We start from the raw sequence: 24,429 nt of genomic DNA, 5'->3' as shown, positions 1-24,429 counted from the left end.
CCGCCTCCGCGCCGGGCCAGCACCATCGGGGGGTACGGGCCGGACCGGCCAGCGTCAAGGTGACGAGTCAGCGATCGCCACCGTACGGCGGCCTGTGCGCGGAGACTCAAGCGTGAACTGCGGATTGTCCGATCGGTTGCGGGTCGGGATCACGACGGGCCGTTCCGTTCGCTCGTCTTCGCCCACGGGACATCTCGTGGCCGGCGAGCAACGCCAACGCGACGGCCGTCAGCAGTCCACCGAACAACGGGACGACGCGTACCCCGGCCGTCGCGAGCAGGCCCGCCCCGATGAGCGAGCCGGCCGCGAGGCCGACGTTGAACGCGACGCTGAGGCTGGCCGACGCCATGTCGGTGGTCGAGGGGGCGACCTGCATGATGCGGTGCTGGATCCCCGCGATCAGTGAACTGAACGACATCCCCGCCACGGCGAGCAACGGTATCGCCGCCACCTTGCTCGCGCCGATCCCGTAGAGGCCGAGCATCGCGGCCGTTAGGAGCCCGAGCAGGCCCAGCACGACACCGAGCGGAAACCGGTCCAGGACCCGACCGACCGCCCAGGTGCCGACGACGCCGAACGAGCCCTGGACGAAGAGCAACAAGCCGAGAGACGCCGCGGCGAACCCGCTCACGTCGAGGAGGAAGACGGTCATGTACGTGAACGCGCCCATGGCGCCGGTGACCGCGAGAGTGGTGGCGACGAGGAGCACGACGAAGCGCTGTCGGTCCGGCATCGGCCCGATGTCTCCCGCACTCTGGCGCGGTGTGACACTCGGCAGGAGCAGGGCGATCGCAAGGCAGATGGCGAAGCCGAGGACGGCCATCGCGGCGAAGGCGGCCCGCCACCCGAACTCCCCGCCCAACCAGGTGCCCAGCGGTACGCCGAGGACCGGTCCGAGCGCGTTGCCGATCGAGAGTCGAGCCACGATGCGGCCTCGAACGTTCGCCGGAAACATCGAGATCGCTACGGGAAACACCACTGCCCAGAAGACGCCGTTGGTGGTGGCGGACACCAGTCGTGCGGCGAGCAGCACCTGGTAGGAGTCGGCGAAGGCCGACACCGTCGTCGCGGCGGCGAAGACACCCAGGGTGCCGGCGAGTAGTGGACGCCGTGGCACTCGCCGGGTGACCCGGGTCAGCGGCAGGGCCACGATCATGACCACGACGGCGTACCCGGTCACCAGCAGGCCGGCCTCGGACCTGGAGCGTCCCAGGTCTGGCGCGATCAGCGTGAGCAGACCGATCGGCAGCACCTCGGTGGTGACGTAACAGAACGTGGCGGCGGACAAGGCGACGAGGGCATGGACCGCGCGTCGAGGGTGCGCCATCGGCTACCTCCCAATCCTCACAGGTCGTTATGTGATTCCACCTAACCATGATTAGACGGTAGCGTGAAGCCATAGATGCTCTTTGTTGTCGCGGAGTGCCGGGCCAGGGCCGCACGCAGGGCAACCGCCTTCAGCGGTATAGGTGGTAGCCTCGTCGATATGCCCCTCGATGTGTCCGAGCTGCCGTTGGTTGGCGGGCACCCGGCGCTCGACCTGGTCAACACCCTCGAACGAGGCGGCAACTCGCCGCCCCACGACTTCCTGTCCGACAGCTCCGCCCTGCTGAGCTGGTCGGTCCGGGTGGGAGTGATCAGCGACGCGGAGGCCGACCAGGTCGACCGGGCGTGGCACGACGAGCCGGCGGCGGCGCACGCGGGGCTCACCGCCGTGCGGGACATCCGTGCGGGGCTCCACCTCGTGCTGCTCGCGGTCATCACCGACCCGGACGGTGACACCGTCGCGGCCGGTGCCGCGCTGGTCGGACTGCACGAGCGTTGGTCGGGCGCGGCCGCTCGCGCGAGATTGGTGCTCGGCTCGTCGCGGGTGCGGCTGGCCTACGGCACGGTGCCAGCCATGTTGGTGCCCGACCGGACCGCCGAGGCCGCCTTCGACATCATGCTGACCGCCGATCCGACCCGGGTGCGCCGCTGCCCGGTGCGCGACGGTGGCTGTGGCTGGCTGTTCCTCGATCAGAGCCGCAACGGTTCCCGTCGCTGGTGCCGGATGGCTGACTGCGGCAACGTGGTGAAGGCGCGACGGCTCACCGAACGCCGCCGGGCAGCCCGATCCTCGCCCTCGTAGACATCGGGCGACCTTGACGGGCCGTGCGCCGCAGCCGCACGGTTTCCTGGTCGGCCTCGCCCTGCGGTGCCTAGCCCTGGCAGGGAGTGGTTGGCACAGGCAGGGCTGGCGATACTTCGAGTCATGAACGCGAGAGGACAGCTCGGCGACTTCCTCCAGGCCCGGCGCTCTCAGCTGCGCCCGGAGGACACTGGCGTGCCGACCTACGGTGAGCGGCGGCGCGTTCGAGGACTGCGCCGGGAGGAACTGGCCCTGTTGGCCGGAGTGAGCGTTTCGTACTACTCCCGGTTGGAGCAGGGTCAGGCGGTGAACGCCTCTCCTGAAGTGCTCGACGCGCTCGCCCGGGCGTTGCGGCTCGACGACGCGGAACGCCGCCACCTCGGCGAGCTCGCGGCGGGCACCCGCCGTCGGCCCGCCGCGCGTCGCCCGACTCCGGAGCGGGTGAGCCCAGCGGTCCGCCAGCTCGTCGCGGTGCTCGGGGACGTACCGGTGGTGGTGCTCGGCCGCCGGGCCGACGTGCTGGCCTGGAACACCGCAGGCCATGCCCTCTTCGCCGGCCATCTGCCTCCGGAGATCCCCGAGCGGCCGGGCCGGTACGTGAACATGGCGCGGCTGGTGTTCCTGGACGCGCACACCCGCGACCTGTATGCGGACTGGCCCACCAAGGCCCGCGCGGTGGTGGCGACGCTCCGGATGGCCTCCGGGCAGAACCCGGACGATCCGCTGATGGCCGCGCTGGTCGGCGAGTTGACGGTACGGAGTCCGGAGTTCGCCGCCAGGTGGGCCGACCACCGGGTGAAAGCCGGCGGCGACACCGTCTACCAGATGCGTCACCCGCTGGTTGGCGCGATGGACGTGACGCAGCAGACCCTTCGTACCGAGGACGGCCAGAGCGTCGTGGTCGCCACCACCGAGCCCGGCTCCGCGTCCCACGCCGCGATGACGTTGCTCGTCCACGGTGCCGTCACCACCCGTGCCGGCGCTGTCCAGCCGGCTGCCCTGCGCGACTAACACCACCCCACCGGCCGACAAGAGGTGCTCCGACAGGAGCGCCGGACGCGTCGTGCCCGCACCAGGCCAATCACGAACAGCATGAGTAGGGGAGAGAAATGCGCCCAAGAACGATGACCATCGCAGTCGCTCTCGCGGCGGCCGTGACCGGCGTCGTGACCGTCTTCCCGCCGAGCGCGACGAAGGCTGCGACCGCGCCGGCCCCGCCCGCGGGGCTGGCCCGACCATCCGCCCCGCCGGCGTCCTCGCGGATCGCGGTCCACTTCGACCTGGCCAAGGGGCAGATGCCGGAGAACATCGCGGTCGGCCCGGACGGCACGGCTTACGTCACCTTCGCGGCCGCTCGACAGGTCGCCGCGGTCACCCCGTCCGGCGGGACGCGAATCCTGGCGACTCTGCCCGCCCCGGCCGACGGCGGCGTCAACACACCCGTGCTCAAATTCGCGCTCACGACGGGCATCGTCCGGATGACGGACGGCACCCTCTATTTCCTGTACGCGAGCGGCGATGCCGCCTCCACCGGCCTGTACCGACTACGTCCCGGAAGCGTCCCGCAGCGCATCGCCGCCCTGCCGGCCGGCGGGCTTCCCAACGGTCTGGCGTTCGACGCGGTGGCGAAGAGGTTCTACCTCACCGACTCGGTGCTCGGGACGATCTCGACGGTCGCGCTGGGAGGCGGCCGTGTCGAGGTGTGGTCGTCGGCACCCGAGCTGGCTGCGGCAGGGTTCCTGGGTGCCAACGGCATCAAGGTACGCGCTGACGCGGTGTGGGCGACCAACCTCGACCAGGGCACGCTGCTGCGCATCCCGTCGCGGCACGGTCGGCCCGGACCTGTCCAGGTGGTCGCGACCGGGCTGGTCGGTATCGACGACTTCGCGTTCGTCGGTGTCGGTGACCAACGGGTCATCGCCACGCTGAACGGACCGAACACGGTGGTGAGCATCGACGCGGCCGGTCGGGCGCGAACGTTGCTGACGGCCGGCGACGGGCTGCAGAACCCGACCTCGGTGGCCCTGCGCGGTCGCACTCTCTACGTGCTCAGCGCCGCGTACACCACGGGCGTCGACCCGAACCTGGCCCTGGCAACCCTGCCGCGCCGCTGAGCTGTCCCCGTCGGTCAGACCGCGCCCCGGTCGACCAGGCTGAACGTCGTGTCGATCGGGGCGTCACCGAGATGCTCGACGTAGATCGCTTTCTTCGTCGGGCTCCACTGCACCACCCCGTACTCGTCGCTGATGATCGAGTAGGAGGTGCGTCCCTTGTCGTCCTTGCCCTCCCGGGACAGCGCGAACACGGTTGCGGCGGAGGCGTAACACTCGGCTCCCACCAACGACGCGTACTGCTCTGAATCGATCTTGACGCCGAGGCACGGTCGGTGGTCGACGTCCGGATTCAACGATTTGATCATGAAGTCGACGCCGACCGGCTCGAGCACGAAGAGCGCGTCCTTGCCGGTGCCGTCGCCGGCCTCCAGCTCGCCGTGGAACGGCAGCTTGAGGTCACGGTCGATCTCCACCAGGTGCAGCAGGATCCGCCGCTGACCGGTCAGTATCGCCCGGGTCGGGTCCGTGCTCCTCGACGGTGACGCGGTGGGCGTACCCGATGTGGCCGCCGACACGGAGGTCGCCGGTGCGCTCGCTAGCGGGCTGCCGGTCGGCGTCGAGCCAACGTGATCCGGTCCGGACCCGCTGTTGAGCAGTCGCGGGCCGAACAGTGTGGCGGACACCAACACCGCAATCACCGCCGCGGCTGCTCCGCCCGCCGTGAGCCAGCGACGCCGGCCCCAGCCCGGGCGACCGGCAGCGACGAGACCGGGTGGCATCGACCGCCCGTCCTGGTCACCACCACCCGCGCCCGGAAGCTGGGCCGACTCTCCAGCACCTCCCGCGTACCCTGCCGTCAACAACCCATCGAGCAGGTCGCGGGCGCTGGGACGAGCAGCGGGATTCTTCTCCAACGCCCGGGAGACCAACTCCCGCAACGGCCCATCGAGCCCGGTCAGATCCGGCGGTTGAGTCAGGATCCGCATCGCGGTGGCGGTAGCGGAGTCGCCTCCGAACGGGTTGCGGCCGGTCGCGGCATGGGCGACCAGGGCACCCCAGGCGAAGATGTCCGCAGCCGGGCCCACCGGATAACCGGACGCGGTGTCCAACCGCTCGGGAGCCATGTACGAGACGGTTCCAACCATCTGGTCGGTCCGGGTGTGCTGGCTCGTCGCCTCGAACGCTCGGGCGATACCGAAGTCGATGACCTTGATCCCGCCCGGCGCCACCAGGACGTTCGCCGGCTTCAGGTCCCGGTGGATGACCCCGGCGCGGTGGATGGCGGTGAGCGCGGTAGCCACCCCGACCGCGATGCTGTGTAGCTGCGCCGCCCCCAGCGGCCCCCGCTCCCGGAGCACCTGGGCCAGGCTGGGGCCCTCGACGTACTCCACCACCAAATACGGCGGGTCGTGGTCCGGGTCGGCGTCCAGAACCTCGGCGGTGCAGAACGGTGGGACCTGGCGCGCGCGGTTCACCTCGCTACGGAATCGGCCCCGGAACTCCTCGTCGTGCGAGAGTTCCGGACGGACGACCTTGACCGCCACCCGCCGTCCCTGCGGCGAGCGGGCCAGGAAGACAGTTCCCATGCCACCGTCGCCGAGCCGGTCCAACACGTCGTATCCGCCGAGGCGGGCCGGGTCACCGGGACGCAGCCCGTCGTTCACGCCCGATGCCCGCAGACCGCGACCACCACGTGAACTGTTCCGCCTATCACCCGTTCCCCTTAGGTCAGTCGGACGCCGACCGCAGCCTATCGTCCGCGGCCGGTGGAGACGATGATCGTCGACAGGTGCAGGTGCCGGGTGTAATTGCCCGAAGGGCAAGGAGTAGCTGTGGTCACCGCTCGGGTCGCGCTCCTTGCCGGACGTGGGTGGCCGGAGTGCTGCCCGGCCACCCACCACCCGTCAGATGACGATGTTCACCAGCTTCGGTGCGCGCACAACGACCTTGCGCACCTCGGCGTCCCCGAGCGAGGAGACCACCGCCGCCTCGGCGAGGGCGAGACTGCGCAGCTCGTCCTCGCCGATCTCGGGGGCCACCTCGAGCCGGGCCTTGACCTTGCCCCGGATCTGCACCACACAGGTGACCGTGGGCTGGCGCAGGTATGCCGGGTCGGCCACGGGGAACGGCTGACGAGCCAACGACGTGGGGTATCCCAGCCGCTGCCACAGCTCCTCGGCGATGTGCGGGGCCAGCGGAGCCACGAGCAGCACCGCCTGCTCGGCCACCGTGCGCGGCGTGCTGCCCCGCTTGACCAGGAAGTTGACCAGTTCGATGGCCTTGGCGACCGCGGTGTTGAAGCGCAGCCCGGACAGGTCGGCCGCGATCCCGTTGATGGCCCGGTGCAGGGCCCGCAGGGTCTCGGTATCGGGCTCCTCGTCGGTGACCACGAGATCGCCGGTGTGCTCGTCGACGATGGTGCGCCACAGCCGCTGGAGGAACCGGTGGGAGCCGACGATGGCTCGGGAGTCCCAGGGGCGGGACGCGTCCAGGGGGCCGGTCGCCATCTCGTACAGCCGCAGCGTGTCGGCGCCGTACTCCTCGCGGATCTCATCCGGCGAGACCGCGTTCCGTAGCGACTTGCCCATCTTGCCAGCTTCTCGGCTGACCCGTTCGCCCTTCCAGTACCAGCCGCCGTCGCGCTCCTCTACCTCCGCGGCCGGCACCGGAAAGCCCCGGCTGTCCCGGTAGACGTGGGCGGTGACCATGCCCTGGTTGTAGAGCCGGTGGAACGGCTCGTCGGACGAGACGTGCCCGAGGTCGAAGAGGATCTTCTGCCAGAAGCGCGCGTACAGCAGATGCAGGACGGCCTGCTCTGATCCGCCCACGTACAGATCAACTCCGCCGTGCGGCTTGTGCTCCGTCGGCTCCATCCAGTAGCGGTCGTTCGCGGGGTCGACCATCGCCTGCTGGTTGTCCGGATCGATGTAACGGAACTGGTACCAGCTCGAGCCCGCCCAGTTCGGCATGGTGTTGGTCTCACGCCGATAGGGTCGCGGCCCGTCCCCTCGGCCCAGATCAAGCTCGACCTCGACCCACCCGACGGACCGGGACAGTGGCGTCTCCGGGGTGCTGCTCAGGTCTTGGGGGTCATAGGTGCGCGGAGCGTAGTCGTCGATCTCCGGCAGCCGGACGGGCAGCATCGATTCCGGCAGCGCATGGGCGACGCCGTCCTCGTCGTAGACGATCGGGAAAGGCTCCCCCCAGTACCGCTGCCGGCTGAACAGCCAGTCCCGCAACCGGAAGTTGACCATGCCTTCGCCCGGACCATGCTCCGTCAGCCAGGCCGTGATGCGCTTCTTGGCCTCGGCGACGGTGAGCCCGTCCAGGGACACCGACGTGTTGGCGGAGTTCACGAGTCGTGCGTCATGGGAGACCATGGCATCGGGCCACTCGGCCGGGTCCGTGCCGCGTCCGTCCTTGGGCTCCACCACGCAGCGGATCGGCAGTGTGAAGGCGCGGGCGAACTCGAAGTCACGCTGGTCATGGGCCGGCACGGCCATGATGGCGCCGGTGCCGTACCCCATGAGTACGTAGTCGGCCACGAAGATGGGCAGCAGTTCCCCGTTTACCGGGTTACGAGCATATTTGCCGACGAACACGCCGGTCTTGGCGCGATCCTCAGCCATTCGCTCCAGTTCCGACCTGCTGGCGGCCTGCCTCCGGTACGCAGCGACAGCCTCGGCGGGTGTGGCGTACCCGCCGGTCCAGGTTTCCGGAAGCGACGACTGTTCCGGCCACGTCGCGGTCACCAGTTCGTCCACCATGTCGTGCTCGGGCGCCAGCACCAGATACGTGGCGCCGAACAGGGTGTCGGGACGGGTGGTGAAGACGTCGATCGATCGCTCGACGCCGTCGACGGCGAACTCGACGCGTGCGCCCTCGGAACGACCGATCCAGTTGCGCTGCTGCAGCTTGATCGCTTCGGGCCAGTCCAGCCCCTCCAGGTCGTCCAGGAGGCGATTACCGTACGCGGTGATGCGCATCATCCACTGACGCAGCCGGGTGCGGAAGACCGGGAAGTTGCCACGCTCGGAACGCCCGTCGGCGGTGACCTCCTCGTTCGACAGCACGGTGCCCAGCCCCGGACACCAGTTGACGGGCGCTTCCTTGGAGTAGGCGAGCCGGTACTCGCTGAGCACCTCATCCTTGTCGAGCGGGGACAGCTCCGCCCACGCCTGACCGCCCGGAACCGCGCGCTCACCGCGCTCGAACTGCTCCACCAGGGTGTCGATGGGCCTCGCCCGATCGAGCTCAGGGTCGTACCACGAATTGAAGATCTGCAGGAAGAGCCACTGCGTCCAGCGGTAGTAATCCGGTTCGATCGTCGTGATCGAGCGTCGGTAGTCGTAGGACATGCCCAGCGATCGAAGCTGGTCGCGGTAGCGCTCGATATTGGCTTCGGTCGTCACCCGCGGATGGGTGCCCGTCTGAATGGCATGCTGTTCGGCGGGCAGCCCGAAGGCGTCGTACCCCATGGTGTACAGGACGTTGTGGCCGTTCATCCGCATGAAGCGCGCGTAGATGTCGGTCGCGATGAACCCGAGAGGGTGCCCGACATGCAGCCCCGAACCGGACGGGTACGGGAACATGTCCATGACGAAGCTGCGCTTGGGACCGGCAAGACCTGCCAGGTTCCCGGTGGGGTTGGCGGCGTAAAAGGTGCCTTCCTTCTCCCAGCGCTGCTGCCATTCCAGCTCGATACGGCCGGCCAATGCGGCCGAATAGCGGAACGGCGGCGTACCGTCGTTCTCCGGGTGCTCATGACTGTTCGAAGTCATGTCGCTCATCGTCCTGTATCTCCATCTGGTCCGGTCGGGCCTGGCCCCGACTCGCGTGGACGCGGAAACGCGTGCGGGCTGCGCTCGGAAAAGGAGAAGAGCAAGCCCCGGTGCCCGGAGGCCTAGCCGCACCTGCTCCGGGGGCTGTCATTCAATTGCTCCGGGACTGCTCGGCGCTGCTCGGGAAGACGCAGTCGCGACGTATCCATCTGGAGAGACTAGCCTAGTACCTCAGCCCGAGTCGTCGACGTTGGCTGATCTGCCGGCCCGATGCGTTGCGCGGACCAGGACGCCGACTGTCGAGCATGGATGGTCCCGAGGCCACGGCGAGTCACGCAGGTTGGTAGGACCGTCGTACGAGGTGCTGGCCGACGAGATCCGGGGCGGGGGCGCGCAGGACCCGCAGCGACCCGCGAGTCGGGCGACCATGTACGGCGTGCGCGCCGTGGATGATGTCGGTCAGCCGTCGCGTCGCGCCGTCGGCGAGCAACCTGTCGGCTCGGCCGAGCAGCTCAGGCAGGTCCTGGTGAGGGTCGTCGACCGGGTACCAGCGGGAGTAGTCCTCCACGAGAAGCGCCGCCCTGGCCTGCCCCGGCACCCAGAGCACCGGTGCCAACGCGCCGGCGGGGACCGGCCTGCGTTCCACCCGGCAGCGCAGCCCGGTGTCCATGCTCTCCGCGCGGGGGTCTTCGCCACGAACATGGACGTGAAGGGGCGCGACCGTACTTCCGAAGGCCGCGGCGAGACCGGTCTGAAGCTGGGCCAGGAAGGCCAGCAGACGTCCCGAAATCCCAATCTCGAGGACTGCGGTGTCCGGGGCGTCGAGGTGAGCGAGGAACTCCGGCCCGAGCTCGTAGGCCAGCGACCACGGCTCGAGCGAGTCCCGCGGATCGGGCATGAGGGCCGCGAGGCACCGGTCGGCGTAGTGAGGCGGCGGAGGCTGCTCGACGAGCAGCAGGGGAGCGCCGACCGCGGCAGCGATGCCCGCCAGGATGTCCTCGACGGCCGCCCAGCCCTCGGCCAACTGGCCGCGAGGCACGACGACGTGCATTGCCATGAACGGCGCGATGTACTCGTCGCGGATCAGGGGCTCGGTGCGCGCGACCGGTCGGTAGATCCCACTCGCGGACACGACGGCACGGGCGGTCCGATCCAGCGCTGCCGCCCGAAGCCAGCGCAGGTGCGCGAGGTTGAGATCGAAGAGTACGGGTCGGCCGTCCTCCAGCAGGTAACAGTCGAAGTTCTCGGACATTGCACGGGCGGTGTCGAGTCTCGTCCGGTCGCTCATCACCGCGTCGTGCGCCACCCAGTCCACGGACCAGTGCGCGGCGACGAGGTCATGGAAGGTCGCCATCAGGCGCTCGGCCAGGTCGAGACCGTCGCCGGTGAGATTGGTGTAGCCGGCGCCGATGTGATGGCGGCTGAGATAACCGGCCGCGATCAGTCGTCGCCGGTAGGCGGGGATCTTCCGGCTCACGTCGGGGATCATCGGGCAATCCTCACTGCGCATGTCCGGACCCGCCGCAACACCGACGTCAGGTCGGTGGTCTCGTGCGCGACCTGCCATCCGGAGGAGGCGAGAACGGTCATAAGGTCATCGCTCGCCGAGTGCTCGGGCCGCGACCATTCCTCGGCGAGCAGCACGTCGTGCTCGATGCTCCCGTCGGTCCCGAGAGCATCGCCCACGGAGTACACCGCCAGGGGGAGCCGCTGTCGGCGCAGGCGCTCCCCGGGCACGAGCTGGAAGTCGAGACCCACGGTGCGCACCGAGAAGGCACCGGTGGCGCCGGCCGCGGTCGTGAAGTGTTGACGGGGCCCCAGGCGTGAGCCCGCCGAGACCGGGATGCCGACGAAGATGCACCGGTTGTCGGACCATGGCGCGATCAGCGGAGCCGACAGGCGGTCCCAGTTCGCCGACCTGAGCGTCTCGTGCAAACCCCGCAGGCTCGCCCACTCCCGCGGATCGACCCGTCGCAGGCCCATCGCACGGGCTTCGGCGTACGGAGCGGGCCGGTTCACGGCTGCCTCGGGTCGGCCGTGCCGTCCGGTGCGTCGAGCCCGAGTTCCCGCGCGGCCCAGTCGAGTGAGATCTTCCCGAGATCGCGCTGGAGCAGCCGACGACCCGAGGGCGGGCCCGTGTCGGGAAGGCCCATCTGGGAGCACCAGTAGCCGGCGAGCACGGCCGCGAACTCGCCCTGCCCGGCCAGCACCTGGTCCGGCAACGGGCCGCCTTCCCTTCGCAGGCTCGGCAGCCAGGCGCAGATGTCGAAGACCGGATTGCCGATCGCGGCCCAGTTCCAGTCGACGATCCGGACACCCGCCGACGTGAAGCACAGGTTGTCGCTGCGGATGTCGAGGTGCAGCAGAGAGGTTCCGTCGACCGACGCCGCGGCCGACGCCTTGCTCAGTGCAGGTAGGGCCCGGTCCAGCCAGCCGGCCGACACCAGCCCGGTCGCGAGGAACGGGTTCCTGTCCTCAGCCACCACGTCCCAACCACCAAGCAGCTCGACGTCGTCCCGCAGGAGCGGAAGCGGGAAGTCAGGTTCGATGGCATGGACCGCGTCGAGCGTTTCCAGTACCAGGCTGATCATGGTGGCGTCCCAGGGTGGGGGCCACTGCGCGTCGTGCAGTCCTTCGAGAACGAGGACCGGGTGACGGCTTCCGCCCGCGTCCCAGGCGATCGCCTCCGGCAACCACGGCGCATCGACGCGTTCGTAGATCACCGCCTCGTCCCGGAGCCATCGGGCCGTGAGCTCGTCCGTGGCCGCCTTGACGAACCGGGGGCCGCCGTCGTCGCCGACCACCAGCCATCGTTCGGCCCCGGTGAAGCCGCGCACCACCTTCTGCCAGTCCCGGACGGGACCGAGGAGCAGCTCCACCCGGCGTACCAGATCAGCCGGTGGGCGGTCCTGGGCCAGTTCACTTCTCATGTCGATCCTTGTCGGTCTCCGGCACTACACGACCGCGTTCAACGACGCGAGCAGCTCACCGGCGAGCTGGCGACGAGCGGGGTCCGGGTCGTGCACAGCCATCCGTTGGAGGGAAGAGATCGCTCGCGTGTCGCCGCGCCTCGCGTACTCGATCGCCTGTCGGTTGCGCTCTTCCTCGTAGCGGAAGTCGAACGAAACGGTCCGTAGCTCCGGCCGATCCCAGTGGTACTTCAACGACTCGTTCTTCCAGGCGGAGTAGAGCGCGTCCCAGGCGAGCGCGGAGGTCGACGGTGCGAGGCTACGGTCGCAGATGGGCTCCGTGAGCGGCTGGAACCTGAAGTCGGTCGATATCCGGAACCGGTCGGAGCGATTCGGCAAGCCGCGGTGGACCGTCAGCGAATTGAAGATGACGACGTCGCCGCGGGTGAACTCGCCGCTGCGCCAGTCCTCGTCCGGGACATCCTCGATCACTGTGCCGCCGGTGCCGCGGGCAGGGACACTCGGTCGTACGCCGCAAAGGTGCGAGCCCTCGGCGACGGCCAACGGCCCGTCCTCCCAGGAGACGTCGTGCAGGGGCACCCAACAGGTGTACGCGTTGGTCGTGCCCTGCACGGACACGAAGTCCTGATGCGCCGGCGTGGTGAAGTCCATGTTGCGAGGAGCGCTGGAGGCCGGAAAGACGATGCGGCCGATGGGGCGAGGATGAATGAGCGCGGCCTCGCCCAGGAGCGGCTCCAGGAGACTGTCCCGTATCGAGTGGCCCACGCTGTGGAACGCCTCCGACCGGTACGCCTGGTGGTAGACGCGTCGGTAGTTCTCCTGCGGCTCGACGGTGAACTTGGCCGGATCGGCTCGCCGGTCGGCCGGATCACCGAGGAACCAGCCGTTCTCGCCGATCGGTCGGGTGAAGTCGGCGAGTACGCGTTCGAGCAGCTCGGGATCCACGACCTGACGGAGGAAGAGGTAGCCGTCCCTGCGCAGTCTGCCGAGCAGCGCCCCAGGATCGTCGAGATCCGGGGTGGAGTCATGGAAAGCGGTGATCTGGTGCCTGTCTTCTGTCACCGGCCCTACCCCCTCGGGAGGATGTGATTTCCGGACTGGAATTCGTGCGGCTCAAGGATCAGCCCGCGGGCGACGTCGACCCATCTCGTCATCGAGGTCTGGGGAGCTCGATGACCGCGCCCGACAGATGGTGAAACTCCGGCGTTGTCAGCGCGACGATCGTCCGGGCGACATCCCCCACGTCCAGGGCGGTCGCGGGATCTCGGCCAGGGAATGCGGTGCGGAACATGTCGGTGTCCATCGCCCCAGGACTGACGTAGTTCAATCGGATCCCGTCTGGTTCCAGCTCCATGGCCAGGCATTGCGTGAGGAACCCCGTTGCGGCCTTCGCCGTTCCGTACCCGTAGCCGTGCGGCCGTGGGCGGCTGCCCATCCGTGACAGGACCACAATCACGTGGCCGCGAGCGGCGGCCAGCTGCGGACGGAACTGCCGGACCAGTCGATAGGTCCCGACCACGTGCTCGTCGAGCATCGTGAGAAACGTGGTTGGCTCCAGCTCGGTCATGCCACCCAGCGACGCGCTCCCGGCACTGATCACGAGGAGATCCAACGTCCTGCCACGCGACGCCTGGGCGTGGGCGAGACGCGCCACCGAGCTGTCGTCACGGAGATCGAGCGGCTCGTAGTCGCGAGCACGACCGTCCGCGGATTCGAGGTCCGCCCGTGAACGGCCGGTGCGCAGAACGGACCAACCTGCCTGCTCCAGCTGCTCGGCCACCTCCCGGCCGAGTCCGCGCCGGCCGCCCACGACGAGCGCGGAACTCATCGCAGCTCCTCGCCGGGTCGGGGTGCCAGCACGAGTTCCCGCGCGTCCGCGTCCAGCGATGCCTGATGGCCGATCGGCAGGGTCAGCATCGGATCGGTGTGCCCGATGTCGACGTTGAGGACGACCGGCATCCCGCTGCCGCCGTGTCGGCGGACCATCGCCTTCTCGATCTCGGCGGAGAGCTCGGGCGGTGCACGGAAGGTGCGGCCGACGACCACGCCGGCGAGGTCGTCGAGCGCGCCGGCCTGTTCCAGATGATCCAGCGAGCGCTCGATGGGGCCGAGCGACGTGTTACAGGTCTCCCAGAACAGGATCGCACCGTTCAGACTCGGGAAATAGGCGGTGCCGAGCAGTGCCTCGAGGGTCTCGAGGTTGCCGCCGATCAGCGGCCCGGAGACGCTCCCGGCGCCAAGCCAACGCTGCTCCGGCCCGGACGTCTTCGTGCGGGGCCGGACATCGTCCTGATCCCACTGGAGGAATTCATCCGTCCACGCGGGCACGTGCGGAAGAGGGCCCGCCCAGGCCCCGGAGAAGAACCGCAGCAGTTCCTGTTCCGAAACGGGTTGCGGCGCCGGGAATTCCGCCAACTCCGGCAGCAGGGTCGGCCCATGCAACGAGACAACTCCGGCCCGGCTGAGGATCCCCAGGTGAAGAGCCGTTATGTCGCTGTAGCCGACGAGGAACTTCGGGTCTCGACGCAGCGCGTCGAAATCCAGCATCGGTAGGAGGGCGTTGCTGTTGTAGCCACCGATGCTGGCGATGATCGCGCGCACGGAGGAATCAATGAGCAGAGCGTTGAGCTCTTCCGCGCGTTGCGCCGGGGATCGAGGCTCTGACCTGGCTGCTCCTTCAGGCACACGAACCTCGAACCCCGACGCACGGAGAAAGGCGACACCACGACGAAACCGCGCAGGGGTTGGTGGCGGTTGGCTCGACGGAGAAGCGATGGCAACCGTGTCACCGGGCCGCAGTGGCGAAGGGTAGAGCAGCTTCTGGGTCATTCCTTGACCAGAACGAGGCAGCGTCGCATGGTGTCCGGCGTCACGGCGTTGTCGGTGTAGTCGTCGAGATCCTCCAGAACCCGAAATCCCGACTCCGCACAGGCTGTCTCGAGTTCGTCCTCGGTGAACCACCGTTGCCGGTGATACTCGGTCGCCCGGCTGAAGCTCGCGCCATCGCCGCGCGTGAACAAGGTGATCAGGAACTCGATGCTCCGGGTCGCCGCGTCGTAACGATTGCGCCAGACATAGGCGAAATCATCGAGATCGTCGCCGAAGTGCGAGGAGCCGAAAACCTGTTCGATCTTCCGCTGGGTGTTCACGTCGAAGATGAAGACACCCCCGGGCCGCAGGGCGGTAGCCACGCCGCGAAGCAGCTCGGCGAGCGCGCCGTCCGCAGCCATGTAGTTGACGCTGTCGAACGTGCACAACCCGGCGTCGTACGTGCCGCCGAGATCGGCGGACGGGAGGGTCCGCAGTAGGTAGTCCGCCCCCTCGCCGTCGATCGCACGGGCCTGCGCGAGCATCTCCTCGGACCCGTCGATCCCCGTGACGTCGAAGCCTCGCCCGCGAAGCAGCCGCGTCAGGCGTCCGGTGCCGCAGCACAGGTCCACGACGCGCCGGGCGTCGTGCTGCTTCAGCCGTCGCTCCACGAAGTCGGCCCACCGGTCGTACGGGTTCTCGGCCGTCCACCGGTCGTAGATGGGAGCCAGTTGCGCGTACGGCATCTCGACGCCGGCCCCTACGTCAGGCATCGGCGGGCTTCCGGACGTGGACCATCAGGTTGACCCCGCGGTCGGCCCACTCCGGGCGTTCCGACGCCTTCAGCTCCGCCGCCAGCGCCGCGTTGAAGAACTCCTGGTCCTGAAGCGCGTTCGACACGAAGCCGAGCTTCTCGTACGGGTAGCCGAAGTCCTCGGGGCCCGGGTAGGTGAGCAGCGGGACACCGTACACGCGGGGAACCTCGAAGCCGGCCCTTTCGCCGAGCTCCCGCAGGTCGGACGCGGAGTACACGCGCAGCGGCGGAACGTGCTCGGCCCAGCGCACGATCTGGTCGTTCAGGAGGGTGTCGAGTTCCTCCGGGGTGACGCCGTCCCGGCTCAGCTTGGAGTGCAGCGCGTTGGAGAGCGAGTGGGACATGAACATGCCCTGGGCGCCCGGCTTGAGCACGCGTGCCAGGGTGTCGAAGGCCGCCGCCGGCTGGTCCAGGAAGCTGAGTACCCCGTAGGTCGAGATGGCGGCGTCGAACGACTCGTCCGCCAGCATGGGAGCGTCCTCGAGGTCGCACAGCACCACGGTGACGCGTTCGCCGAAGGGCGACTTGGCGACGTTCTGGAGCGCTTCCTCGACCATCTTCTCCGACTTGTCGGCGACGGTGACGTCCACGTCGAAGTGCTCGGCGGCCCAGAGCGCCCAACGGGCGGTGCCACCTCCGGCGTCGAGGATGTGCTGACCGGCCTGGATGCCCAGATGTTTGTCCATGAGCGCACGCACCAGCGCGTCGGAGAAGGCCCAGAAAGGTGCCTCGTAGAATCCTTGCACATTGGGGGCGTAGGGCTCGAAGAACTTTTCGAACTGCTCAGTACTCATGAGTGACATAGCTACGCGGCCTCACTGGTCGAGAGTAAAAGGGCATTGATCAACGAAGAATGCGCATAGTCGCGGATGCTTGAGACAAATGTTTGGTTCGGTCATTACCGGGCATCTCGGCGCGTAGGAACTCGTTGCGTCACCTCGGTGGGGTTGGAGCGGCTGTTCTCGATATCTAGGAAACCTACCGGACGACAGTGACGTGCGACAAGGGGCTTCTGATCAATTGATCGACGGTTTCTTCAGGGTCTTGGGCAGCCAAGTGCACGCCCGCTGAACTCGGTGTTTCGCACCCGGTTCGGTGGCTGATCATTGGCTGGTATGCCTTTTGTGCGTGGGGTAGGAGTGCGGTCGTGGCATGAAGTGCGGAGTGCGTCAGAAAGCGGATTCAACCCCGTCTGACAGCCCGTGCCGACACGTTGTTCGGGATCACCGTCACCTTGCTGGGCATTGGCGGAAAAATCGGCAGACGGTCATCCGGCGGCGGTGTGCTCCGGAAGCGGACTGACCGTGTAGACCAGGGCGTCGCGCACTGCGGCAGCGCGAGCCCGCAGGGTCGCCACGTCCGGTGCGGCCAGGAGAAAGTGAGCGAAGAAGTTCTCCTGGTCGATCGACTCGGCCCGGTAGGGGGAGAGGACGAGACCGTCGACGACGCCCGGCAGGCCCAGCAGGTCGGCCACCGCACTGTGGCACGTGACGATTCCTGCCTCGTCCGCCTGGATCGGAAGCGCGCCCCACAGCTGGGCCTCGACCGGATGAGGTTGTCGAGCGGGCTCCCTCGGCTTGCGCTCGTCGGGGTGGAAGAGCGCCATGTCGATCAGGGTGTCGATCGGGTTCAGCCCGGTGAGTTGCGTGACGGCGTGCAGGTTCACGCCGCCGCCCACGCGCGGGTTGATCTCGATCAGCTCCGCGACGCCGCCGGCGGCCCGGCCCTCGACGTGGAACCAGGCCTCGTCGACACCGATGGCCGCGCAGAGCTGCGACACCCGGTCGGCCAGGCGCCGGGCGGCCTCGTCGACCCCGTCGGACGTGGGCGGGGAGACGAGTAGCCCGGTGTCGTGAAAGCGCTGCCCGACGTGCGCGTCCTTCTCGAAGATGACCACCGGGGTGAACCGGGAACCGGTCACCGGACCGTCCATCGAGAACTCGGTGCCGGGGACGAACTCCTCAAGGATCATCTCGCAGTCCGCGCCGAAATCGTGGGCCGCTTCGAGCAGGAAGGCAGTCGCCTCCGCACGGTCGTGCAGCAGCCGTACGCTCCGGGACGCGCCGCTGCGTTGCGACGGCTTGCCGATTACCGGGAAGCCCGGCACGTCGTCCAGTGGGAACGACGCGGCCGGCCCGGCCGTGAACCGCAGGTCGGAGAGGCCGTGCTCGCGCATCGCCGACCTGACCTTCGCCTTGCTGAGAAGTGTGGCCAGACCGGGCGAAGCCCCATGCACGCCGAAGTGCTCCACGAGGTGGATCTGCCACGGGATCAGGGCTTCGACGAGATTGATGAGGGCAACCGGCGCCGGCGCCAGGGCAGCCACCTTGGCGGCAAGCTGAGACTCCGAGTCGTGCGCCCAATCGACCAGGACGTGGCCGTCGCACAGTCCTCGATTGAGGTCGTCGGGCTCGTTGGACACGAGTACGGGCGAGTACGCCCGCTCCCGGAGGGCGTGCACGATGTAGCGCACTCCGCCGGCGTTCAGCTCGGAAAGGATCAGGACCTGCGGTTGGACTTGGCGGGGGACACTCATCTTCGGTCTCACCGTTCCTCGGGAACGATCGCGAACGCTCGCCCGCCGAGGTGGACGGCGCCGGACGCGATCACGATTACGCGACAGAAATGCTGGTGATAGGGGAAGGCGTCGTTGTTGACGTGCATCTGCGCCGACAGCAGGACATCGTCGGTGCTCCCGGGCGTCACCCGTACCTCACCGGGGTCCGGAACGTCGACGCCCTGGAAGTACTGCCCGTGCAGGAACCAGCCGACGGTGAGTCGGTCGGTCCTCCAGCCGTCGGCGCCCGGACGCAGTCGAACCGTCCCGCGAACGTCCTCCCCGCGATGCCAGACCTCGGGTATGTCGATCAGCGGCACCTGTAGCTGAGGATCGGCGGGGGCGTCCCACACGTGGCTGCATCGATGGCAGAACGCGGCCGTGCGGGAGGTCCAGGGTCGGTCCGGGCTGGTGCCGACCAACTCCTCGACGGTGGCGTCGCAGTAGGGGCACGGCGTCCGCGACGCGTGGGTCCGGGTGGCCAACACGGGCTCCCAGATGCTGTCGAACCCGGAGTAGGTGGCCGATGTGTAGTCGATGAGTTCGGCGGCCGCCGCCATCTGTGCCCGGGCCAGAAGGTCCGGGTCGGGTACGGACCGGGCTTCCAACTCGGCCACGCAGGTTTCGAGGGCCGTCGAGTTCAGGCCGAGATCGAGCAGGCTCCGCAGCAGCTGTTGCGGGGTCGCTGCCGTGCCGTAACCGGATGTCGGGGCTGTCGCAGCGGGCGCGACGTCGGGATCGGCCGAGCGTGCGGCGTCGGCCGCCCAACGCCTCAAGGTGGCCTCGTCGGCCGGTGCGACTCCACCGGCCACCAACCACGGGAACCCGAGCAGGGCGAAGTAGGGCAGTTCCGTCCCGGTCTCCCTCGCCCTGCCGTTGAGGGCTGCGACCACCTCACCCAGCGGGACTCCCGCGTCGCACAGACGGTGGAACGTCTCGGTGGCCCAGTCCGTCGTGTGGGAGGGGAACATGGGGCCGATGGCCGCCGCGGCGTAGCCGGAGCTGAGCGCGTTGGTCAGGAGGAACTGACGGGGCGCCCGGCCGCTGTGCGGGCGCCAGCTGAGGCAGGAGTTGGTGAAGACGACCTCGGCTCGGACCGATCTCGCCTCGATCACGTCGTCCAGGCTCACTCCGGGCAGGAAGCACGTGCCCTCGAACGCGCAGTGCGGAGCCCCACCACCCGTACCGAGCTCGAGCCACTGTCGGCGGGACTCGTGATCGCTGCCGCACAGGACGGTGTCGTTGAGCAGTACCGCGTGCTCCCGCCCGGACGACGTGATCGACAGGAAGGTCGCGCTGCCGGCGACGACTGCCTGGTGGACCGATTCGCGGGTGACCTGCGCCCCGCTGAGGACCAAGGCGCCGGCGCTCAGCAGCGGACCATTGGGGAAGGGGCTCAGGAACACGTGTTTGCGAGAGGCCGGTTCACGATGCCCCGACGCCAGGTTCTTCAGGATCAGCCAGGAAAGCTGGTCCAGGTCGCCCGCCGTCAGGAACCCGAGCCGGGGTACCCGCCCGCCCGGCCGGTCCCGATACGCGTTGACCCGATCGACGACGGCGAGGGCGTCATCGACGGACACCTCGTCGGCGAGGGCGATGACGAGTACGTGGGCGGCCTGATCGTCGAGGACGAGATGCTCGCCGAGGCCGCCGGCCGGCAGCGTGATGACCGTTCCACCGAAGCGGGCCGCCAGCGCCTCGGCGACGCGGGCGACAGGCGAAGCTGAGACGCACACGACGCGAAGGTCGGCGACCGGTCGGGACCTGTCCGGCGTTCCCAGCGACGTGACGTCGACCGGTGCACTCCGGCTCCGCAGCACCGGGAACGAGTCGGGGTCCGCGAGCTCGCGCACGTACGTGTCAAGGTCGTGGTGTTGCGAGAGCATGCTGGTCTGTGTCATCGGGCGACCGGCCTTTCATGCTGCGGGGCGGCCGGGTCACTCACGTCGGGCCGTTCGCGGAGACGTCGCGAGGCTTCCTCTCCTCGGAACACCGGCACGGCACAGACGGTCGCGGCGAGCAGCGCCACCGCGACGGCGGATATGACCACGACGAGGAGCGGGCTCGTGGCGGCAGCCACCGGAACGGCCAGCAGCAGGCCGAGAGGCCGGCACCCGTACGAGACGAACCCGTCGAGCGCCGACACCCGCCCCAGCATCTTGCCGGGCACGCGCTGCTGAACGGTGGTGCCCCAGAGGGTGTTGAAGATCGCGAGAGCTACGCCGTAGACGAACATGCCGGCCAGGGTGATCGGCAGGGGGGCACCCGTCGCGAGCAGGATCAGGCCGGGCGCGACCCCGAGCGCGGTCGCCGTGTACGCGGCCAGCAGCGGGCGCTTCGGAACAAAGCGGGTGGAGGCGAATCCGCCGGCCAACATCCCGAGCGAGCTCGCGAGTAGCAGCGCGGACCAGCCGGCGACGCCGTCGTAGTGCTTGATCGCCAGGAGCGGGCCCAGCACCGGCAGCATGCCGAGCACGAGCATCTGGAACATTCCGGCGTTGGCGAGCCCGGCGGTCAGCCATGGCGTCCGTGCCACCTCTCTGACCCCGGTCACAAAGTCGGCGGCCCAGGAGCTGTCCGACTGGGCGACAGTTGCCGGGATCCCACGGATGCGCGTCAGGAGCAGGGCACTGGTGAGGAACGTCAGGGCATCGGCCAGCAACGCGACACCGGGCGAGGTCACGGACACCAGGAGGCCCGCCAGTGGGAACCCGAGGATGCCGACCGACGTGAAGGTCATGGACAGACCGGCGTTGGCGGTCTGCAGGTCGCGGCCGGTGGCGAGTCCGGCCAGGATCTTGCTCGTCGCCGGTATGTAGAGCGCCGCGGCTGCCCCGTTGACCGCGAACAACGCCACGAGCTGCCACGCCGAGGGGTTGCCGAAGACGATCAACATGCCGATCGAGGCCTGGGTTCCGAAGGCCACGAGATCCGCGGCGATCATGAGCGGCCGAGGCGGGAAGCGGTCGACCGCGACGCTGCCGAGCAGCAGCACCGCCACCTGGGCGATCGTGCGCGCGGCGAGGACGAGCCCGGTGAGGAATCCACTCTTGTCCAGCGCGAGCATCGCGAACGGAATTGCCACGAGGGCGAGGACATCGCCGAAGCCGCTGACGCCCTGGGAGGTCAGCAGGAGGCGGAACTCGCGCTTCAGCCCCGGACGGCTCGGGGTCTGCTCCATCTCGTCGGTCACTTGACCCGCACCGGGAGGGAGGTGAAGCCGCGGATGAAGTTGGACTGCAGTCGCACGGGCTCACCGTCCGGGATCAGTCGCACGTCCTTCAGCGCTGCGACCGCGTGAAGGAGCGTTTCGAGCTCGACCAGCGCCGGCGTCGCCCCTACGCAGCGGTGAATGCCGACGCCGAAGGCCAGGTGGTTCGTTGCCTTTCGGTCGAGGCGTAGTTCCAAGGGATTCTCGAATTCTGAAGGATCACGGTTGGCGGAGTAGATCCAGAGCAGCACGGTCTGCCCGGCCTTGATCGTCGTGCCGTGCATCGTCCTGTCACTGGTGGCCACCCGCTTGACGTAGGCGGCGACGGAGGTGAGCCGCAGCATCTCCGTGAGTGCGTTGGGCACCAGATCGGGGTTCTCGACCAGCGCGGTGTACGACCACGGCTCCTGCATCATGAGCAGCAACGACCCGGACGCCGTGTGGGCGGACGTCTCATTGCCACCGAAGACGAGATTGACGAGGTTGTAGATCACCTCGTCGCGGGTGAGCGTGCCGGTGCGTTCGGCGGCGAGGAAGTGGCTGAGGGCGTCGTCACGGGGCTGCGTGGCGTGTCGTTCCTCGAGAATTTCGTCGAGGAACCCGAGCAGCTCTATCTGTGCCACGGCCCGTCGGGTCTCCTCGGGCACGGAGAGGTCGGACAGCGTCTCGTCCCGGTAGCCGACCACGGCGTCGGTGAGGTCGACGACGTGATTGGCGGCGGACTCGTCGATGCCGAGCAGCGTCATCAGCGCGGCGACCGGAAGTTGACGCGAGATGGAACGCGCGAAGTCGCCACCGCCGTCGGCCAGGAGGATGCCGAGTTCGCGATCGAGCAGGGCCTGGAGCTGCTGGCGGATTCGCTGCGCCATCGCGGGGCCGAGAGCTCCGAGGAACACCCGGCGGAAGTTCCGATGCTCAGGCAGGTCGCTCGCGACGAGCATCTTGCTCCTGGCGGAGTCCTGGTCCGAGTGGAAGGAGCTGCCCATGATGGCCCCGCTCAGCGAGCTCAGCCAGTCATGGTCGCGGTAGCAGGCGGAGACGTCCGCGTAGCGGGAGAGGTTCCAGAAACCCTCTTCCGACCCACCGTCATTCCAGTAGACAGGCTGCTCTTTCCGCAGCTGCGCGAACATCGCTTCGGGGGCGTTGGTGCGAAAGAGATTTGCGTCGCGCAGGTCGGGAAAGGACTGCGTCATCGCGTGGCCCGCTCATCGATCAGTTCGGACAGCGCGGTGAGCGTCTTCTCCTGGAGTAGATCCTTGAAGCCGAGGTCGACCGAGAGCTCCGCTTTGATCATCTTGTTCAGGCGGAACAGCAGGATCGAGTTGCCGCCGAGCCGGAAGAAGTCGTCATCGAGACCCACGGGGGAGACCCGCAGGAGCGTGCTCCACATGGCCCCGACCCGCTTCTGCGTCTCGGTCACAGGGGGAGTGAAGGCCGACAGGCGTGCGCTCTCGGCGAGAGCGAGCATGCGCATCTCACTCACGTCGCGCTTGCCGTGGTCGGTGGAAGGGAGTCGATCCACGGTGACCAACGAGTGCGGAACCAGGTGCGCGGGGAGCCGCGACTCGGCGAACTCCCGCAGTTCGGCGACGCTCGCCCCCGAGCGCAGTACGACGATGGCGACCAGGGACGGCTCCACCGACTGCCGTTCCACGATCAGCACAGCGTCGTCGACGGACTCGTGATCGAGCAGAACACGCTCGATCTCGATCGGGTCCACCCGGTGCCCGCTGACCTTGACCATCCGATCGCGCCGGCCCACGAACTCGAGCCAGTCATCGTGCTGCACGAGGATGTCTCCGGAGCGGTACGTCGCCACCTCGGCGTCCCCGATCACGGCCGTCCCGAAGACGGCAGCGTTCTCAACCGGGCTGTCCTGGTAGCCCAGGCTCACGCCGGGCCCGGCGATGACTGCCTCGCCGGGCGTGCCGGGAGGCACGGGGCGACCCGCCTCGTCCACCAGTTCGATGGAGCAGCCGTCCAGGGTGCGACCCAGGGGGATGCTCGGCTCGTCCGCATCAGCCGGGCGGACGGCGTGGATCGTGCACGCGGTGGTGATCTCGGCGGGGCCGTACAGGTTGTACAACGCCCCAGCGAAGCCTCCGTCGTACAGCTTGCGCACCGCGGAGACGGCGAGCACGTCCCCACCGACACCCAGCACCCGCACTCCGCTGAACGCCCGGGGATCCGCCTCGATGATGTGGTTGAACGCCATCGTCGGCACCAGAAGAGCGGTGATCCTTCGCGAGGTCAGCTGCCGCTCGATGCCGGTGGCGAGCATCTGGGGAATGTGCGGCAGCGTAACCAGCGTCGCGCCCGTCGCCAGGGCACGCCAGATCTCGTAGTGAAAGGCGTCGAAGGACAGGCTGGAGATCTGGCCCATGCAGTCGTCGGTGCCCAGGTCGGGCAGCGCGTCGTTCAGGGCGAACCAGGTCAGGCCCGAATGCCCGAGCACGATGGCCTTGGGCTGACCTGTCGATCCGGAGGTGAAGACCAGGCCGGCCGCATCCGACGGCGACGGCGGGGTGAGGTCGTCGACCGCCCCGGACGCCGCCGGAAGGTCGCCGGCATCGAGTACGAGAAGTTTCGCGTCGCCGTCGACGCGGTGGACGAACGAACTCGACACCATGACAAGGGCCACCCCGGCCCGGGAGAACATCTCCTTGCGACGTTGGTCGGGGTCCCGTGGGTCTGCGCACACGTAGACGCCTCGGGCCTTGAGGACGGCGAGGAGTGCGACCGGAACGATGGCCGAACGCTCGAGAAGCAGACCGATACGATCGCCCGGCTCGGCGCCGGCCTCCACGAGGGCCAGCGCGAGGTCGGTCGAGAGCCGGTCGAGCTCGCGGTAGGTGAAATCCATCTGGTCGTCGCGGCACGCGCTGTGGTCGGGATAGGCAGCGGCGGTCGCGGACACGAGCTCGACAAGGGTCTGCGGTGACGGCGGTGGCACTGTGTCAACGGCCGGGCGTGTCGATCTGTGGTCTACCACGGGCGCTCCCTCGTTTCGATCTCAGAAATGTCTGGTTGAAAGGCGATGTGATCGGTGCTGTTGGGCTGCCAGTCCGGGGGAATCCAGCCGGAGTCCCGCGGCGCCTCGGTCGCCTCGCCGAAATCCGTCAAGGTCGGATTGGCGTCGGCCTGCA

The 24,429-nt window shown here is 68.5% G+C and carries 19 protein-coding genes; 3 read left to right on the top strand and 16 right to left on the bottom strand.

Going from position 1 to position 24,429, the window contains the following annotated elements:
• Positions 1–106: 106 nt before the first annotated feature.
• Positions 107–1,327, bottom strand: coding sequence for an MFS transporter (locus tag ACIBTX_RS01625; protein ID WP_357171929.1), 1,221 nt, complete (start codon positions 1,325–1,327; stop codon positions 107–109).
• 159 nt (positions 1,328–1,486) lie between these two features.
• Between ACIBTX_RS01625 and ACIBTX_RS01620 the strand changes: the two genes are divergently transcribed.
• From ACIBTX_RS01620 to ACIBTX_RS01610, 3 genes are all read left to right on the top strand, one after another.
• Complete coding sequence (locus tag ACIBTX_RS01620) at positions 1,487–2,128, top strand: CGNR zinc finger domain-containing protein (protein ID WP_357171928.1); 642 nt, start codon at positions 1,487–1,489, stop codon at positions 2,126–2,128.
• 123 nt (positions 2,129–2,251) lie between these two features.
• Positions 2,252–3,139: a helix-turn-helix transcriptional regulator gene (locus tag ACIBTX_RS01615; protein ID WP_357124254.1), complete on the top strand. Its 888-nt coding sequence runs from the start codon at positions 2,252–2,254 to the stop codon at positions 3,137–3,139.
• Between the two features lie 113 nt (positions 3,140–3,252).
• Positions 3,253–4,242 (top strand): hypothetical protein, encoded by a 990-nt coding sequence (locus tag ACIBTX_RS01610; protein WP_357171927.1) that lies wholly within the window; start codon positions 3,253–3,255, stop codon positions 4,240–4,242.
• A 14-nt stretch (positions 4,243–4,256) separates the two neighbouring features.
• Here ACIBTX_RS01610 and ACIBTX_RS01605 read toward each other — a convergent pair whose 3' ends face one another.
• From ACIBTX_RS01605 to ACIBTX_RS01535, 15 genes are all read right to left on the bottom strand, one after another.
• Complete coding sequence (locus ACIBTX_RS01605; protein WP_396831899.1) at positions 4,257–5,846, bottom strand: serine/threonine-protein kinase; 1,590 nt, start codon at positions 5,844–5,846, stop codon at positions 4,257–4,259.
• A gap of 240 nt (positions 5,847–6,086) precedes the next feature.
• Positions 6,087–8,963: a leucine--tRNA ligase gene (gene leuS, locus ACIBTX_RS01600; RefSeq protein ID WP_396832126.1), complete on the bottom strand. Its 2,877-nt coding sequence runs from the start codon at positions 8,961–8,963 to the stop codon at positions 6,087–6,089.
• Between the two features lie 331 nt (positions 8,964–9,294).
• Positions 9,295–10,452 carry a hypothetical protein gene (locus ACIBTX_RS01595; protein ID WP_357124263.1) on the bottom strand — a complete coding sequence of 386 codons (1,158 nt, stop codon included), beginning with the start codon at positions 10,450–10,452 and terminating at the stop codon, positions 9,295–9,297.
• A complete protein-coding gene (locus ACIBTX_RS01590; protein ID WP_396831897.1) occupies positions 10,449–10,898 on the bottom strand; it encodes a hypothetical protein in 450 nt (149 codons plus the stop codon). The genes ACIBTX_RS01595 and ACIBTX_RS01590 overlap by 4 nt, the downstream gene beginning before the upstream one ends.
• 80 nt (positions 10,899–10,978) lie before the next feature.
• On the bottom strand, positions 10,979–11,893 hold the full coding sequence (locus tag ACIBTX_RS01585; RefSeq protein ID WP_357124269.1) for a phosphotransferase: 915 nt from the start codon (positions 11,891–11,893) through the stop codon (positions 10,979–10,981).
• A gap of 24 nt (positions 11,894–11,917) precedes the next feature.
• On the bottom strand, positions 11,918–12,955 hold the full coding sequence (locus ACIBTX_RS01580; protein WP_396831895.1) for a phytanoyl-CoA dioxygenase family protein: 1,038 nt from the start codon (positions 12,953–12,955) through the stop codon (positions 11,918–11,920).
• 88 nt (positions 12,956–13,043) lie between these two features.
• Entirely contained in the window at positions 13,044–13,721 is a 678-nt protein-coding gene (locus tag ACIBTX_RS01575; protein ID WP_357394183.1) for an SDR family oxidoreductase, read from the bottom strand.
• Positions 13,718–14,722: an LD-carboxypeptidase gene (locus ACIBTX_RS01570; protein WP_396831893.1), complete on the bottom strand. Its 1,005-nt coding sequence runs from the start codon at positions 14,720–14,722 to the stop codon at positions 13,718–13,720. The genes ACIBTX_RS01575 and ACIBTX_RS01570 overlap by 4 nt, the downstream gene beginning before the upstream one ends.
• Positions 14,719–15,447 (bottom strand): class I SAM-dependent DNA methyltransferase, encoded by a 729-nt coding sequence (locus ACIBTX_RS01565; RefSeq protein WP_396831892.1) that lies wholly within the window; start codon positions 15,445–15,447, stop codon positions 14,719–14,721. Before ACIBTX_RS01565 ends, ACIBTX_RS01570 begins: the two co-directional genes overlap by 4 nt.
• Positions 15,448–15,466: 19 nt before the next feature.
• A complete protein-coding gene (locus ACIBTX_RS01560) occupies positions 15,467–16,309 on the bottom strand; it encodes a class I SAM-dependent methyltransferase (RefSeq protein ID WP_396831890.1) in 843 nt (280 codons plus the stop codon).
• Positions 16,310–16,782: 473 nt separating this feature from the next.
• Entirely contained in the window at positions 16,783–18,051 is a 1,269-nt protein-coding gene (locus tag ACIBTX_RS01555; protein WP_357124287.1) for an ATP-grasp domain-containing protein, read from the bottom strand.
• A gap of 8 nt (positions 18,052–18,059) precedes the next feature.
• Positions 18,060–19,973: a hypothetical protein gene (locus tag ACIBTX_RS01550; RefSeq protein ID WP_396831889.1), complete on the bottom strand. Its 1,914-nt coding sequence runs from the start codon at positions 19,971–19,973 to the stop codon at positions 18,060–18,062.
• Positions 19,970–21,265: an MFS transporter gene (locus ACIBTX_RS01545; RefSeq protein WP_357171920.1), complete on the bottom strand. Its 1,296-nt coding sequence runs from the start codon at positions 21,263–21,265 to the stop codon at positions 19,970–19,972. The genes ACIBTX_RS01550 and ACIBTX_RS01545 overlap by 4 nt, the downstream gene beginning before the upstream one ends.
• Positions 21,262–22,476 carry a cytochrome P450 gene (locus ACIBTX_RS01540; protein ID WP_357124297.1) on the bottom strand — a complete coding sequence of 405 codons (1,215 nt, stop codon included), beginning with the start codon at positions 22,474–22,476 and terminating at the stop codon, positions 21,262–21,264. The genes ACIBTX_RS01545 and ACIBTX_RS01540 overlap by 4 nt, the downstream gene beginning before the upstream one ends.
• Positions 22,473–24,200: a non-ribosomal peptide synthetase gene (locus ACIBTX_RS01535; protein ID WP_357124300.1), complete on the bottom strand. Its 1,728-nt coding sequence runs from the start codon at positions 24,198–24,200 to the stop codon at positions 22,473–22,475. The genes ACIBTX_RS01540 and ACIBTX_RS01535 overlap by 4 nt, the downstream gene beginning before the upstream one ends.
• Between the last annotated feature and the right edge of the window lie 229 nt (positions 24,201–24,429).

It is taken from the genome of Micromonospora sp. NPDC049359 (assembly GCF_044466585.1).
GTDB lineage: Bacteria > Actinomycetota > Actinomycetes > Mycobacteriales > Micromonosporaceae > Micromonospora.
The sequence above is the reverse complement of the archived record's forward strand: the minus strand, read 5'-3'. Positions and strand labels throughout refer to the sequence as shown.

Bases quoted from the DNA above. Each gene is read 5' to 3' on its own strand.
- ACIBTX_RS01625 (WP_357171929.1), bottom strand. From the start codon at position 1,327: ATGGCGCACCCTCGACGCGCGGTCCATGCCCTCGTCGCCTTGTCCGCC.
- ACIBTX_RS01540 (WP_357124297.1), bottom strand. From the start codon at position 22,476: ATGACGCAGTCCTTTCCCGACCTGCGCGACGCAAATCTCTTTCGCACC.
- ACIBTX_RS01585 (WP_357124269.1), bottom strand. From the start codon at position 11,893: ATGAGAAGTGAACTGGCCCAGGACCGCCCACCGGCTGATCTGGTACGC.
- ACIBTX_RS01610 (WP_357171927.1), top strand. From the start codon at position 3,253: ATGACCATCGCAGTCGCTCTCGCGGCGGCCGTGACCGGCGTCGTGACC.
- leuS (WP_396832126.1), bottom strand. From the start codon at position 8,963: ATGACTTCGAACAGTCATGAGCACCCGGAGAACGACGGTACGCCGCCG.
- ACIBTX_RS01550 (WP_396831889.1), bottom strand. From the start codon at position 19,973: ATGACACAGACCAGCATGCTCTCGCAACACCACGACCTTGACACGTAC.
- ACIBTX_RS01620 (WP_357171928.1), top strand. From the start codon at position 1,487: ATGCCCCTCGATGTGTCCGAGCTGCCGTTGGTTGGCGGGCACCCGGCG.
- ACIBTX_RS01615 (WP_357124254.1), top strand. From the start codon at position 2,252: ATGAACGCGAGAGGACAGCTCGGCGACTTCCTCCAGGCCCGGCGCTCT.
- ACIBTX_RS01560 (WP_396831890.1), bottom strand. From the start codon at position 16,309: ATGAGTACTGAGCAGTTCGAAAAGTTCTTCGAGCCCTACGCCCCCAAT.
- ACIBTX_RS01555 (WP_357124287.1), bottom strand. From the start codon at position 18,051: ATGAGTGTCCCCCGCCAAGTCCAACCGCAGGTCCTGATCCTTTCCGAG.
- ACIBTX_RS01595 (WP_357124263.1), bottom strand. From the start codon at position 10,452: ATGATCCCCGACGTGAGCCGGAAGATCCCCGCCTACCGGCGACGACTG.
- ACIBTX_RS01570 (WP_396831893.1), bottom strand. From the start codon at position 14,722: ATGACCCAGAAGCTGCTCTACCCTTCGCCACTGCGGCCCGGTGACACG.
- ACIBTX_RS01575 (WP_357394183.1), bottom strand. From the start codon at position 13,721: ATGAGTTCCGCGCTCGTCGTGGGCGGCCGGCGCGGACTCGGCCGGGAG.
- ACIBTX_RS01565 (WP_396831892.1), bottom strand. From the start codon at position 15,447: ATGCCGTACGCGCAACTGGCTCCCATCTACGACCGGTGGACGGCCGAG.